This is a genomic window from Cupriavidus sp. CPT47-8839-RL05A (assembly GCF_058792255.1).
In genome coordinates this window covers 76,678-90,106 of the sequence record NZ_JBYTEG010000012.1, presented here as the reverse complement: position 1 = coordinate 90,106, position 13,429 = coordinate 76,678, and the positions used below count along the sequence as shown (strand labels likewise).

Annotated in this window: 12 protein-coding genes; 4 read left to right on the top strand and 8 right to left on the bottom strand. The window is 65.1% G+C overall.

Features of this window, described 5'->3' with window-relative positions:
• Positions 1–71 precede the first annotated feature (71 nt).
• From AC3WVS_RS16480 to AC3WVS_RS16470, 3 genes are all read left to right on the top strand, one after another.
• Positions 72–689, top strand: coding sequence for a TetR/AcrR family transcriptional regulator (locus tag AC3WVS_RS16480; RefSeq protein WP_492319526.1), 618 nt, complete (start codon positions 72–74; stop codon positions 687–689).
• 94 nt (positions 690–783) lie between these two features.
• Entirely contained in the window at positions 784–1,908 is a 1,125-nt protein-coding gene (locus AC3WVS_RS16475) for an efflux RND transporter periplasmic adaptor subunit (protein WP_492319525.1), read from the top strand.
• A complete protein-coding gene (locus tag AC3WVS_RS16470; protein ID WP_492319524.1) occupies positions 1,905–5,024 on the top strand; it encodes an efflux RND transporter permease subunit in 3,120 nt (1,039 codons plus the stop codon). The genes AC3WVS_RS16475 and AC3WVS_RS16470 overlap by 4 nt, the downstream gene beginning before the upstream one ends.
• Positions 5,025–5,322: 298 nt before the next feature.
• On the opposite strand, the gene AC3WVS_RS16465 is transcribed toward AC3WVS_RS16470, so the two are convergent.
• The 3 genes from AC3WVS_RS16465 to AC3WVS_RS16455 form a co-directional block, all read right to left on the bottom strand.
• Complete coding sequence (locus tag AC3WVS_RS16465; RefSeq protein ID WP_492319523.1) at positions 5,323–5,796, bottom strand: MaoC family dehydratase; 474 nt, start codon at positions 5,794–5,796, stop codon at positions 5,323–5,325.
• Positions 5,797–5,861: 65 nt separating this feature from the next.
• The gene (locus AC3WVS_RS16460; protein ID WP_492319522.1) at positions 5,862–7,001 is read right to left on the bottom strand and encodes a thiolase family protein; all 1,140 of its coding nucleotides are present in this window, start codon (positions 6,999–7,001) and stop codon (positions 5,862–5,864) included.
• A gap of 25 nt (positions 7,002–7,026) precedes the next feature.
• Entirely contained in the window at positions 7,027–7,515 is a 489-nt protein-coding gene (locus AC3WVS_RS16455) for a winged helix-turn-helix transcriptional regulator (protein ID WP_492319521.1), read from the bottom strand.
• A gap of 291 nt (positions 7,516–7,806) precedes the next feature.
• Between AC3WVS_RS16455 and AC3WVS_RS16450 the strand changes: the two genes are divergently transcribed.
• Positions 7,807–8,583 carry an enoyl-CoA hydratase gene (locus AC3WVS_RS16450; protein ID WP_492319520.1) on the top strand — a complete coding sequence of 259 codons (777 nt, stop codon included), beginning with the start codon at positions 7,807–7,809 and terminating at the stop codon, positions 8,581–8,583.
• Between the two features lie 32 nt (positions 8,584–8,615).
• Here AC3WVS_RS16450 and AC3WVS_RS16445 read toward each other — a convergent pair whose 3' ends face one another.
• The 5 genes from AC3WVS_RS16445 to AC3WVS_RS16425 all read right to left on the bottom strand — a co-directional run bounded on the left by AC3WVS_RS16445 (position 8,616) and on the right by AC3WVS_RS16425 (position 13,406).
• Positions 8,616–9,050 (bottom strand): MarR family winged helix-turn-helix transcriptional regulator, encoded by a 435-nt coding sequence (locus AC3WVS_RS16445; protein WP_492319519.1) that lies wholly within the window; start codon positions 9,048–9,050, stop codon positions 8,616–8,618.
• Between the two features lie 232 nt (positions 9,051–9,282).
• Complete coding sequence (locus AC3WVS_RS16440; RefSeq protein WP_492319518.1) at positions 9,283–10,335, bottom strand: alpha/beta fold hydrolase; 1,053 nt, start codon at positions 10,333–10,335, stop codon at positions 9,283–9,285.
• Between the two features lie 158 nt (positions 10,336–10,493).
• Complete coding sequence (locus AC3WVS_RS16435) at positions 10,494–10,685, bottom strand: hypothetical protein (RefSeq protein WP_492319517.1); 192 nt, start codon at positions 10,683–10,685, stop codon at positions 10,494–10,496.
• Between the two features lie 13 nt (positions 10,686–10,698).
• A complete protein-coding gene (locus AC3WVS_RS16430) occupies positions 10,699–12,300 on the bottom strand; it encodes a DHA2 family efflux MFS transporter permease subunit (RefSeq protein WP_492319516.1) in 1,602 nt (533 codons plus the stop codon).
• Positions 12,300–13,406, bottom strand: coding sequence for an HlyD family secretion protein (locus AC3WVS_RS16425; protein WP_492319515.1), 1,107 nt, complete (start codon positions 13,404–13,406; stop codon positions 12,300–12,302). The genes AC3WVS_RS16430 and AC3WVS_RS16425 overlap by 1 nt, the downstream gene beginning before the upstream one ends.
• Positions 13,407–13,429 lie beyond the last annotated feature (23 nt).

Here is a 13,429-nt window from a genome sequence, read left to right as displayed (position 1 = left end):
CAGGAATGTGTGACTATATTATAAAATGGTCACTGGTTGTCAACAGCCATCTGGAGCGCTAAGCTCGCTGCATGACCGAAACCACACCCACCGCCCTGCCGTCCCGAGGCCCTGTCGACCACAATGTCCGCTCCCAGATCGTGGCGGCGGCGACCGAGCACTTCAGCCTGTATGGCTATGAGAAGACGACAGTTTCCGACCTGGCCAAGGCGATCGGCTTTTCCAAGGCTTACATCTACAAGTTCTTCGATTCCAAGCAGGCGATCGGAGAAGTGATCTGCGCGAACTGCCTGTGCGCCATCACGGCCGAGGTTGATGCGGCGATTGCAGACGTCCCGACCGCGTCGGAACGATTGCGGCGCCTGTTCAAGGCCCTGATGGAGGCCAGCGCCCGTCTTTTCTTCCAGGACCGCAAACTCTACGCCATTGCTTCGGCGGCAGCCCAGGAGCGGTGGCAGCCTGTTCTCACCTATGAGGACCACATCAAGCAAGTGGTAATGCGGATTGTTCTGGAAGGACGCAAGTCCGGGGAGTTTGAGCGCAAGACGCCACTGGATGAGACCGCCAAGGGCATCTATCTCGTCATGCGCCCTTACATCGATCCGCTGCTGCTACAGCACAACCTCGATCTCGCTGCGGAGGCCCACGTCCAGCTTTCCAGCCTGATACTGCGCAGCCTTGCTCCTTAAGGTGGTGCACATCGCTAGCGGATTTGATTGTGACCATTGACTAAATTGGTCACAAGAACAATAATCCAGGTCCAGTCTCGCTTGAGAGGACCTTATGCTTCAGCGCCGCTTTGCCTCATCCGCCGCCGCGTGCGTGTTGCCGCTTGTATTAGCCGCTTGCGGCGATACGGCGCCTCCCGATCCGCGCAGCCAGCCGCCGCTGGTCAAAATCGGGACCGTTCAGGACCCGGCCGCCACGACACGTTCATTCACGGGGACCGTTGCCGCCCGGGTCCAGGGCGATCTGGGCTTTCGTGTCTCTGGCAAAGTGCTGGAGCGGCTGGTCGATACCGGCCAGACCGTCAAGCGCGGCCAGCCGCTCATGCGCATCGACCCGAACGACCTCAAGCTGGCGGCGCACGCCCAGCAGGAGGCCGTCGTCGCCGCGCGGGCGCGGGCCAGGCAAACCGCGGAGGATGAGGCCCGGTATCGCGACCTGGTCGGGTCCGGCGCCGTATCGGCCTCGTCCTATGACCAGATCAAGGCCGCGGCGGAGTCGGCCAGGGCACAGCTCAACGCAGCGGAAGCCCAGGCCGATGTGGCGCGCAATGCAACTGGCTACGCGGTTTTGCTCGCCGACGCCGACGGCGTAGTCGTCGAGACGCTGGCCGATGCCGGCCAAGTCGTCAACGCCGGCCAGGTCGTGGTACGCGTGGCGCATGCCGGCCGCCGCGAAGCCATCGTTCACCTGCCGGAAACGCTCCGCCCCCCCGTGGGCTCCGTAAGCCAGGCGACGCTATACGGCAATGACACATTGACCGTGCCGGCGAAACTCCGGCAGCTTTCCGACTCGGCGGACCGGCTGACCCGCACCTATGAAGCAAGGTACGTGCTCGAAGGCACGCTGGCCGAGGCCCCGCTCGGCGCGACCGTTACCCTCCGGATTCCGGAAATCCGCCCGTCGAAGCAAGTCGACCTGCAGGTGCCGATCGGTGCCCTCTTCGACCCGGGCAAAGGCCCTGGCGTGTGGGTGCTGGACGAGAGATCCAATCGCGTCACCTGGCGCCCGGTGAAGGTCCGCGGTTTGGATGACGACGCCGCGCGTGTCGCAGGTGAACTCAGGGTCGGGGACCGGATCGTTGCCCTCGGCGCCCATCTTCTGCGCGACGGCGAGCAGGTTCGCATCGCGGCAAGCGGAACCGGAGCCAGTCCGATTCCTGCTCGTGGAGTGCAGCAATGAGTGGGTTCAACCTTTCGGCACTCGCTGTCCGTGAACGATCTGTCACGCTGTTCCTGATCGTCCTGGTGTCGCTGGCCGGCGTTATCGCCTTCTTCCAGCTGGGCCGGGCGGAAGATCCCGCCTTCACGGTGAAAACCATGACGGTCATCACGGCCTGGCCGGGAGCGACGGCGCAGGAGATGCAGGACCAGGTGGCGGAAAGACTGGAAAAGCGCATGCAGGAACTGCGCTGGTATGACCGCACCGAAACCTACACGCGGCCTGGCCTGGCGTTCACCACAGTGACCCTGCTCGACAGCACACCGCCGTCGGAGGTCCAGGAGGAGTTCTATCAGGCGCGCAAGAAGATTCTGGACGAGTCGGGCAGCTTGCCTGCCGGCGTCATCGGCCCGATCGTCAATGACGAGTATTCGGACGTAACCTTCGCCCTGTTTGCGTTGAAGGCAAAAGGCGAGCCACATCGGGTGCTGGTACGCGACGCCGAAACACTGCGGCAGAGACTTCTGCACGTAGCGGGCGTGAAGAAAGTGAACATCATCGGGGAACAGTCCGAACGCATTTTCGTTTCCTTTTCCCATGATCGCCTGGCCACGTTGGGTATCTCGCCGCAGGACATCTTCACCGCGCTGAACAGCCAGAACGCCCTCACGCCGGCCGGCTCGATCGACACCTCGGGTCCCCGGGTTTTCATTCGCCTCGACGGCGCCTTCGACAAACTGCAGAAGATCCGGGACACGCCAGTGGTGGCGCAGGGCCGGACCCTCAAGCTTTCGGATGTCGCCACGGTTGAACGCGGCTATGAGGATCCGGCGACCTTCCTGATCCGCAACAACGGCGAACCCGCACTGCTGCTGGGCATCGTGATGCGCGACGGCTGGAACGGCCTGGACCTGGGCAAGGCGCTGGATGCGGAAGTGTCAGCAATCAATGAAGCGTTGCCGCTGGGCATGAGCCTGACCAAAGTGACCGACCAGTCCGTCAACATCAGCGCATCGGTCGATGAGTTCATGGTCAAGTTCTTTGTCGCCCTGCTCGTGGTGCTGGCGGTGTGTTTCCTGAGCATGGGCTGGCGCGTCGGTATCGTCGTTGCAGCGGCTGTGCCGCTGACGCTGGCCGCAGTGTTCGTCGTCATGGCGGCCACTGGCAAGAACTTTGACCGCATTACCCTGGGCGCGCTGATCCTTGCGCTGGGCCTGCTGGTGGACGACGCCATCATCGCGATCGAGATGATGGTGGTCAAGATGGAGGAAGGCTACGGCCGCGTTGCCGCCTCCGCCTATGCCTGGAGTCACACTGCCGCGCCGATGCTGTCCGGCACCCTGGTGACGGCGGTGGGCTTCATGCCCAACGGTTTTGCGCGTTCCACCGCCGGCGAATACACCAGCAACATGTTCTGGATCGTGGGCATTGCACTGGTCGTGTCCTGGATCGTCGCCGTCGCCTTCACGCCTTACCTGGGCGTCAAGCTGCTGCCTGAGATCGGCAAGGCCGAAGGCGGCCACGATGCCATCTATGGCACCTTGAACTACAACCGCTTCCGACGTCTGCTAGGGCGCGTCATCCAGCGCAAATGGATCGTGGCCGCCGTCGTGGTGGGCAGCTTTGTGGTGTCCGTGCTGGGCATGGGCTTGGTGAAAAAGCAATTCTTCCCGACTTCCGACCGGCCCGAGGTGCTGGTCGAAGTCCAGATGCCTTATGGCACGTCCATCGCCCAGACCAGCGCGGCAACGTCCAAGGTGGAAGCGTGGCTCGCCAGGCAGGCAGAGGCGAAGATCGTGACGGCCTACATCGGTCAGGGTGCGCCCCGGTTTTATCTCGCCATGTCCCCCGAGCTGCCGGATCCCTCCTTCGCAAAGATCGTGGTGCGGACTGAGAACCAGGACGAACGCGAGGCGCTGAAGCTCAGGCTGCGCCAGGCGGTCGCCGCCGGACTCGCGCCAGAGGCCAGGGTGCGCGTCAACCAACTGGTATTCGGCCCATACTCGCCCTTCCCCGTGGCATTCCGCGTCGCCGGGCCGGACCCGGACAAGCTGCGTGCCATTGCGGCGGACGTGCGCCGGGTGATGGACACCAGCCCACTGATGAGAACCGTCAATACCGACTGGGGACCGCGCGCGCCCGCCTTGCACTTTACGCTGCAGCAGGATCGGCTGCAGGCCGTCGGCCTGACTTCCAGCGGCGTCGCCCAGCAATTGCAGCTTCTCCTCAACGGCCTGCCGGTCACCGAAGTCCGCGAGGACATTCGCTCGGTGCAGGTCCTGGCACGCGCCGCGGGAGACATACGCCTGGACCCGGAGAAGATCTCCGGCTTCACGTTGACCGGTGCGGCAGGACAGCGCATTCCGCTCTCGCAGGTAGGCACCGTCGATGTGCGCATGGAAGACCCGATCCTGCGCCGGCGCGACCGAACGCCTGCCATTACGGTGCGCGGCGACATCGCCGAGGGGCTGCAGCCACCCGACGTGTCCGCGGCCGTCCTGCAGCAACTGCAACCGGTCATCGCCAGGCTGCCGGCCGGCTACCGGATCGAGCAGGCCGGCGCCACCGAGGAATCCGACAAGGCCACCAAGGCCTTGCTGCCACTGTTCCCGATCATGCTTGCGTTGACCTTGCTGATCATCATCCTGCAAGTGCGATCGATCTCGGCCATGGTCATGGTGCTCGCCACCAGCCCGCTGGGACTGATCGGCGTAGTCCCGACCTTGCTGCTGTTCCGGCAGCCATTCGGCATCAACGCCCTGGTCGGTTTGATCGCACTGTCCGGCATCCTGATGCGCAACACGCTGATTCTGATCGGGCAGATCCACCAGAACAAGCGCGCGGGACTGGCGCCGTTCGACGCTGTCGTCGAAGCCACGGTACAACGTGCCCGGCCAGTGATCCTGACCGCGCTGGCGGCTATCCTGGCCTTTATACCGTTGACGCATTCAGTGTTCTGGGGGACGCTGGCTTACACGCTGATCGGCGGCACCTTTGCCGGCACGGTGCTGACGCTGGTGTTCCTGCCAGCGATGTATGCCATCTGGTACCGGATCAGGATGCCTGCCGATGCGAACGAGATGACGCCCGCGGATTTGAACGACAGCGGCGTGAACACGCCCACGGCCGCCACTTGATCCGACAGACACCGGATGCCATGACGGCACGGGTGGTGGAGGCCATGAATGCGTGGGCGGGTCAGCCCGGAAAGCCGTATCCGGCGCGCCGTCAATCTCCAGCGCGCGATCGAGCCGATGACAATGGCCCAGGCGCAAGCCTTCCTGAGCAACGAACACGCCAAGCTGACCCGCATTGCCAAGAGCCTCAAGCTGGCCGGGCAATGCGGTCACCCGCCTGCGCCGCGGCTATGCCCGATCGCCGCGGCGCAAACTGGCATCCCGCCCATGCCCCCCTCCGCACCGAGTACAAGAATCTTCATGACGCATCTGCCTGCGCGGCGGCTGCGGGGCGCCGCCGGACGATCAGGTTGCCGGTGAAAACCTGCACTGGCTCGCCGGCCTGGTTGAAGGTTGTGGTACGCACCTTCACGATGCCCTGGTCGGGGCGCGATTTCGAAATCCGCACTTCCAGTATCTCGCTCTCGATATGCAGTTCATCGCCGGGGCGTACCGGTTTTGGCCAGCGCAGTTCCTCGAAGCCCGCGCCGACAATGCCGCCTGCGGGCCGGAATTCGCCGTCGACCAGCAGGCGCATCGTCAGCGCGGCGGTATGCCAACCGCTCGCCGCCAGTCCACGAAATAGGGTGTCGCGTGCAGCGGCTTCATCGAGGTGGAAAGGCTGCGGGTCGAACTCGGCAGCAAAGGCCTTGATCCGTTCTGGCTCGACGGTCAGCCGCCCCGAACCGTATTTCTGGCCCGGCGCGAGGTCCTCAATGTATTGAATGCTCATTTCTTCTCCAGATAGTTTGCGCTGATCTTTCCGATCCATGCACGCCCGTCACGAGAACAGACGGATCAGGCCAGCGCCTCGAGCGCCAGCGCAATCCCTTGTCCGCCGCCGATGCACAGCGTGACGATGCCGCGCCGTATGCCGTCGGCCCGCATGGCATGCAGCAGCCGCGTCGTCAGCACGGCGCCGGTCGCACCGATCGGATGGCCGTGGGCAATGGCGCCACCGTCGACGTTTATGATGTCGTGCGGCAATCCGAGCTCGGCCGCGACGGCCAGCGGCACCGCGGCAAATGCTTCATTGATCTCGATGCGTTCAATGTCGCCCAGCTCCCAGCCGGCGCGTTGCAGCGCCTGCCGCACCGCCGGGACCGGACCCAGCCCGAACATGCCGGGCTCCACGGCCCCGACACCATAAGCGGCCAATCGTCCCATCGGCTCCAGCCCCCTGGCTTCAGCCACCGAACGTTCGGCCACGATCATGGCCGCTGCGCCGCTGTTGAGCCCGGGCGCATTGCCGGCGGTAATCGTGCCGTCCGGTCGAAAAGCCGGCTTGAGCCGGCCGAGCGTATCGAGGCTGGTATCAGGGCGGTTGGCTTCATCCACGTCGAACATGGCCGTACCGCCCTTCCCTTTGGTCGCCACCCCGGCAATCTGGCCGGTGAATCGCCCGTTCGCCTGCGCCAGCGCGAAATTCCGCTGCGAACGCTCGGCCCAGCGATCCTGGGCCTCGCGGGTCAGGGCGTAGCGGGCGACAAGGTCCTCGGTATGCCATCCGGAGTGCTCACCGGAGAAGGCGTCGAACAGGCCGTCGTGCAGCATGCTGTCGTACAGGACGGAATCGCCCATGCGCTGCCCCCAGCGGCCGGACGGCATCAGATATGGCGCACGGTCCATGTTCTCCATGCCGCCGGCGACAGCGATGTCGACATAACCGAGCCGCACCTCGTCGGCGGCCGTGGCGATCGCCTGCGCTCCCGAGCCGCAGACACGGTTGACGGTCATCGCCGGAACCGAAACCGGCAGCCCTGCCCCGATGGCAGCCTGCCGGGCCGGGTTCATGCGGTTGCCGGCCTGGATCACGTTTCCGAACACCACGCTGCCGACCTCGCCTGGATCGATTCCCGCCCGCGCCACGGTTGCCCGTATCGCCGCGGCGCCGAGATCAGCCGCCGCCCGGTGGCCGGGCCTTGAAAGTTGCAACAAGAATTGGCCATGCGGGAAATCCGTCTCAGGCTTCGGCCGAGCGGGTCAGCCGCTGGCGCACGCGGTCGCTGGCAGCCGGGCCGGGCGCAAGGTGATAGTCGGCATCGGTGACCGGGCGCCCGTTGGCGGCGTCGACCAGCACAGGCTCCACGCGCACGCCGGTGCGCCGGTTGGCCAACTGCACGCTTTCGCCTTCAGGCGCGAGATGCTTGTTGCCCCAGGCCAGCATCGCCAGCAGCACCTGGCGGAAATCGCGCCCGCGCTCGGTCAGGATGTACTCGGAGCGGGGCGGGCGGTCACAGTACTGGCGACGCTCCAGCATGCCTTCTTCGACAAGCGAGTTCAGGCGACGGGTGAGCATATTGGGTGCGATATCCAGGTTTTGCTGGAACTCGTCGAACCGGGTCACGCCGTAAAAGGCTTCGCGCAGGATCAATACGCTCCAGCTGTCGGCAACGCGGGCCGCGGTGCGTGCGATCGGACACGGCGTTTCACCAAGTGGCTTCCTCTGCATGATTGGCTCCCTCGAAAAACCTACTTGCTATCGATTTGAAAGTCAGTCTAGAGCAGTCACTATCATCATGCAAGTTCGCTTTCCGCTTGTGCTGTATTCCGCGCCTATCAGCACCGCAAGCACGCGTCTGCCCGCACCGTCTGTGTGGAGGACGCTGGCCCAGGTGCTGATTCCGCACGCTGCCCGGCCTCCATCGTTTACTTCGCACGCGAACCATCTATATACTTCGTATGCGAACTTAATCGCGAAGCCTGCACGGCAGGCGTGCAACTCTCACCTGGAGACCGACCAATGACCCCGGAAATCCGCGTTGACCTCACCGGCGGCGTGCTGACCCTTACGCTTGCCCGGACGGACAAGAAGAACGCCTTGACGAACGAGATGTACGGCGCGCTTGCCGACACTATCGAGCAGGCACAGCAGGACCGGCTTATCCGGGTATTGCTGTTGCAGGGGGACGGAGACAGCTTTACCGCCGGCAATGATCTCGGCGAATTCGCGGCGATCGCCTCGGGAAATGGCCCCAGCGAACGTCACGTGCATCGCTTCCTGCGCGCCCTTGCCAATTCGACCGTACCGATTGTCGCCGCGGTCAATGGCAAGGCCGTCGGCGTCGGGACCACCATGCTGCTGCATTGTGATTACGTCGTACTCGGCCAGGATGCGCAACTGATCACGCCTTTCGTCAATCTCGCCCTGGTTCCCGAAGCGGCGTCGAGTTACCTGCTCCCGCTGCGGATCGGACACGCCAGGGCCTTCGAGATGTTCGCGCTGGGCGAGCCGCTTGATGCGCAAACCGCCGTGGCATGGGGCATTGCGAACAAGATTTGCGCCAATGACCAGCTGCGCACGGATGCGCGCCGGATGGCCGAGAAGATTGCCGCCAGGCCGGCGGGCTCCCTGAGCGCAATGAAACAGCTCATGCGCGATGCGGAAAAACTGGTTTCGCAGATGAACAGCGAAAGCGCCAGGTTCGAGGAGCGGCTGGCCAGTGCGGAAGCCCGGGAAGCATTCTCCGCCTTCGCCGAAAAACGCAAACCTGACTTCACCAGGGTTGCCGGGCAGTAAGTCGACTGCCTCGCTTTCCGGCCGCTGCCAGGCTACACCTCGCCCTCGTCCGCGGCCGGAAACTTTGTCTGCAGGCTGGTCAGCCAGCGCGCCACCACGTCGATCTCGGCGGCGGTGAAACCTTCGGTCAGCCTGGCATTCAATGCCTTCATGCTCGCCTTGGAACGCTGGCGCGCCAGGCGCCCTGCCTCCGTCAGCCACAGGCGCGAGGCACGGCCATCGTTCTCGTCCGGCCGGCGCTCGATCAGGCCGGCCCTTTCGGTCCGGTCGGCCAGGCCGCTCATCCCAGGCGCGCCCAGGCCCAGCGCCGCGGCAGCCTCGCTCGTCAGCGCGCCATCGTTGCTGCCCAGGAAGAAAAGCAGTCCGGCCTGGGCTGGTGTCACGCCACCCGCGGCAGTGCGCGTTTGTGACCAGCGCTGCAGGCGCCGCTGGCCCACGTTCAACAGGTAGACGAGGCGATGTTCCATGTCTGGTGCGCCATAAAGGGGGGGATTTTCGTTCGCATGCGAATATTATCATGCGCCGGTGTAGCCCTCAGCGCCCGAGCCGCCCCTGTTTCGTGCCCGCTTCTCCGGGCGCATGGTCCGGGGCATGCCCGACCATGCGCACCGATGGCCTGCGCCGCCCAGCTCCGATGCCAGCGCCGACAGCGTCATGGCAGCCAGTATCAGCAATCTGCGCATTGCGCCCCCGCTTTCGTCAGCGCCTGTCAACGTCGAGCACCGCCTGCGCAAACGCTGTGGGCGCTTCCTGCGGCGGGTTGTGGCCGATCCCCCCGGTCAGGTCCCGGTGCTCGTAGCGGCCCGTGAACTTGCTGGCATAGGCGCTGGGCTCGGGGTGCGGCGCGCCGTTGGCATCGCCTTCCATGGTGATGGTGGGCACGCCGATGGCTGGCGCCGTAGCGAGCCGCTTCTCGAAGTCGTCGAACCTGGCCTCGCCGCTGGCCAACCCCTGCCGCCAGCGATAGTTGTGGATGGTGATTTCCACGTGGTCGGGATTGTCGAAGGCGGCGGCGCTGCGGTTGAACGTCGCATCATCGAACTGCCATTGCGGCGATGCCAGTTTCCAGATCAGCCTGGCGAACTGGTGCGTGTACTTCTGGTAGCCGGCGCGGCCCCGATCGGTGGAGAAATAGAACTGGTACCACCACTGGAGCTCGGCCTCAGGCGGTAGCGGCTGCTTGCCGGCTGCCTGGCTGCCGATCAGGTAGCCGCTGACCGAGACCAGCCCCCTGCAGCGGTCCGGCCAGATCGCCGCCATGATGTCGGCGGTGCGCGCGCCCCAGTCAAAACCGGCCACGACGGCGTTGCGGATATTCAGCGCGTCCATCAGCGCGATCATGTCGGCGGCGATTGCCACGGGCTGGCCGTTGCGCATGGTGTCGGCAGACAGGAAGGACGTCGAGCCAAAGCCACGCAGGTGGGGAATGACCACCCGATAGCCGCGGGCCGCCAGCAGCGGTGCCACGTCGACAAAGCTGTGGATATCGTAGGGCCAGCCGTGCAGCAGCAGCGCGACCGGCCCTGTGGCAGGGCCGGCCTCGGCGTAGCCGATATTGAGCACGCCGGCATTGACGTGCTTGATCGGCGCGAAGCTGGCATGGGTGCCCGGCGTGGTCAAGGGCAGCGCCGGCGCCTTCGACACACCGTTTTGCGCGCGGGCGGCCTGCGGCAGCCCGAACGGCGCGGTGGCCAGCGTCGCTGCCGCTGCACCCAGAAAGCCTCGACGGGGTAAATCGACTGTCTTCGACATCTTCTTCTCCTGTTTGCGTGATCAATGTGAGCACGAGTCTAGGAGGCCATGGCAAGCGGCATGTGTCGGATTTCAGGGGGATTTGTATTGCTGTGTATGGATCCGTGATGGCGACATACGTAGATACAAAGCAGCCCGGTTGAGGACTGGCACACCAGTCAATCGGACTCTCCCTGCGGCACGCCTTGCGGCATTGGCCTATAGCCCTTATCTGGAAGATTGCAATAAGCATTCGCTGCACGAGCGCACGCCACACCGTTGTCGCGCGGGCGCTCCCCCGCATACGCCACCGTGACGCTCCCCGCGATCAGCGCGACAGACAGGAACCGCTTGCACAGACTGATATTCATGGTCGTTCCTTCATCAATGCGCGTCTGCCGACGGACCCTTCGGCGCTCCAACCTTGCGCATCAGCGGCACCATGGCGGTGGCGATCGCGAAGCAGACCAGGATCAGCAGGAAGATGTCGCCAAAGGTCTGGGTCTGCGCCTCGCGCCAGGCCAGCCCCCACAATTGCCTGAGGGCCGCGGTCTGCGCATCGAGGGCATCGTGCCCGGCCGCGACGAACTGGTCGCTGATCCCTTGCAACAGGTTGCCCATGGCTTCATTGCGGATGTTCAGGTGCTCTGCCTCGCGCAGGAAGTGCATGTTGCCGCGGTTGTTGAGCGCGGTCGCGCAGGCGGCGATGCCGATGGCTCCGCCCAGGTTGCGCATCAGGTTGAACAGCCCGGACGCAAGCTTGAGCCGCTCCGGCGGCAGGCTGCCCAGGGTCAGCGTCACCGTGGGCGCCACCGCGAACTGCTGGGCCATGCCGCGCAGCGCCTGCGGCAGCAGCAGTTGCGCCGCGCCCCAGTCGTGCGTGATGGGGGCGAAGTACCACATCGACACCGCGAACAGCCCCAGGCCGATCATCATCAGCCAGCGCAGGTCGACCCGGTTGGCCAGGAAGGCATAGAGCGGGATCGACGCCATCTGGAACACGCCCGTGGAAAACACCGCCAGCCCGATATCCAGCGCGCTGAAGCCGCGCACGCGCCCCAGGAACAGCGGCGTCAGGTAGATGGTGGCAAAGATGCCGATGCCGGTGACAAAGGAGAAGAAGCAGCCAAGCGCGAAGTTGCGGTCCTTGAGCGCGCGCAGGTCCACCAGCGGGTTGGCATAGGTCAGCGTGCGCCAGATGAACGCCACGCCCGACAAGCCGGAGATCCAGGCGGTGGCCAGGATCACGTCGTCGCCGAACCAGTCCCAGCGCGGCCCTTCCTCCAGCGTGTATTCGAGGCAACCCAGGAACAGCGCCATCAGCACCATGCCCAGGTAATCGGCACCGCGCACCAGCGACCAGTTGGGCCGGTCGACCTTGACCAGCAGCGGCACGGCGATGGTGACGAAGATGCCCGGCACCAGGTTGATGAAGAACAGCCAGTGCCAGGAATAGTGATCGGTGATCCAGCCGCCGATGGTGGGCCCCAGCGTCGGCGCCAGCGAGGCCAGCCCGCCCACCGTGGCGGCGGCGATGACGCGCTGGGGGCCGACGAAGAAGGCAAAGGCCGTGGTGAACACCATCGGGATCATCGAGCCGCCCAGGAAACCCTGCAGCGCCCGGAACACGATCATGCTGTTGATGTCCCACGCCACCCCGCACAGCAGGCTGGCCACCGTGAAGCCCGCCGCGGAGGCGGCGAATAGCCAGCGCGTCGACATCACGCGCGACAGCCAGCCGGACAAGGGAATGACGATGATCTCGGCGATCAGGTAGCTGGTCTGCACCCAGACGGTTTCATCGGCGCCGGCCGAGAGCGCGCCGCCGATATCGCGCAACGAGGCGGATACGATCTGGATATCCAGTAAGGCGATGAACATGCCCACGCACATCGTGCTGAAGGCGAACACCTTGGCGGCGGTGGACATCTCGTCCGGCATCGCCGCCACGGCGGACGCAGCGGTGGTCTGGGTGGCCGTGGTCATCACTGCACCTGCTTGCCTGGCTGCGTGTTGACCTGGGCGATCACCGACAGGCCCGGGCGCAGGACGCCAAGCCGGGCGTCCTGCTCGTCCAGGCGGATCCGCACCGGCACGCGCTGGACGATCTTGGTGAAGTTGCCGGTGGCATTCTCCGGCGGCAGCACGCTGAACTGCGCACCGGTGGCGGGCGCCAGGCTGGCAACGTGGCCATGGAAGACCCGCCCCGGCAGCACATCGGCTTCAATTTCGACCGGCATGCCGGGGCGCATGTGCGCCAGTTGCCCTTCCTTGAAGTTCGCGTCCACCCACAGCCCGCTGGCCGGCACGATGGACAGCAACTGACTGCCGGCACCGGCAAAGGCGCCGACGCGGGCGCGCCGGTTGCCCACGGTGCCGTCCACGGGCGCGCGCAGTTCCGTATAGCCAAGGTTCAGCTTGGCGATGTCGCGCTCGGCAATCGCCTGCGCCAATGACGCCTGCGCCTGCTGCTTCTGCGTGCCGATCACGTCCAGCTGGCGCTGCGCGGCCAGCAGCGAGGCACGCGCCTTCTCGCCATTGGCCTGGGCCTGCTTGTAGTCCGAGTCAGCCTTCTGCGAGCTCTGGATGGAGACAGCCGCCTTCGCCACCAGGCTGGCGTAGCGCACCTGGTCGTCGCGCGCCCGTACGGTGTCTGCAATAGTAGCCGAGATGCCAGCCCTGGCCTGGGCGATGACCGCCTCCTGCAGGCGCGCGGTGGCATCCAGGTTTGCCAGCAGTGCCTGTTGCGCGGCCACGGCGCCTTCCGCCTTGGCCAGTGCGGCGCGGTAGTCGCGGTCGTCGATACGCACCAGCACGTCGCCCGCGTGGACCGTCTGGTTGTCCGTCACCGTGACTTCCGCGATGTAGCCACCGACCTTGGCGCCGATCACCGTGACATCGCCGCCGACATAGGCGTCATCGGTACTCTGCAGGTGGCGAGCCGTTGTCCACCAGTGGTAGCCGTAGCCGATCGCGGCCAGTCCGGCGACAACCAGCGCGCCGGTCGCCAGCAGCCGCCTGGGGCTGGCCTTGGATTTCGAAGCGGGAACGGGTTCGGTACCCGCCCGATCAGTCAGCGTATTACTGCTCATGGCACTTCCTTTCTGCTTTCAAG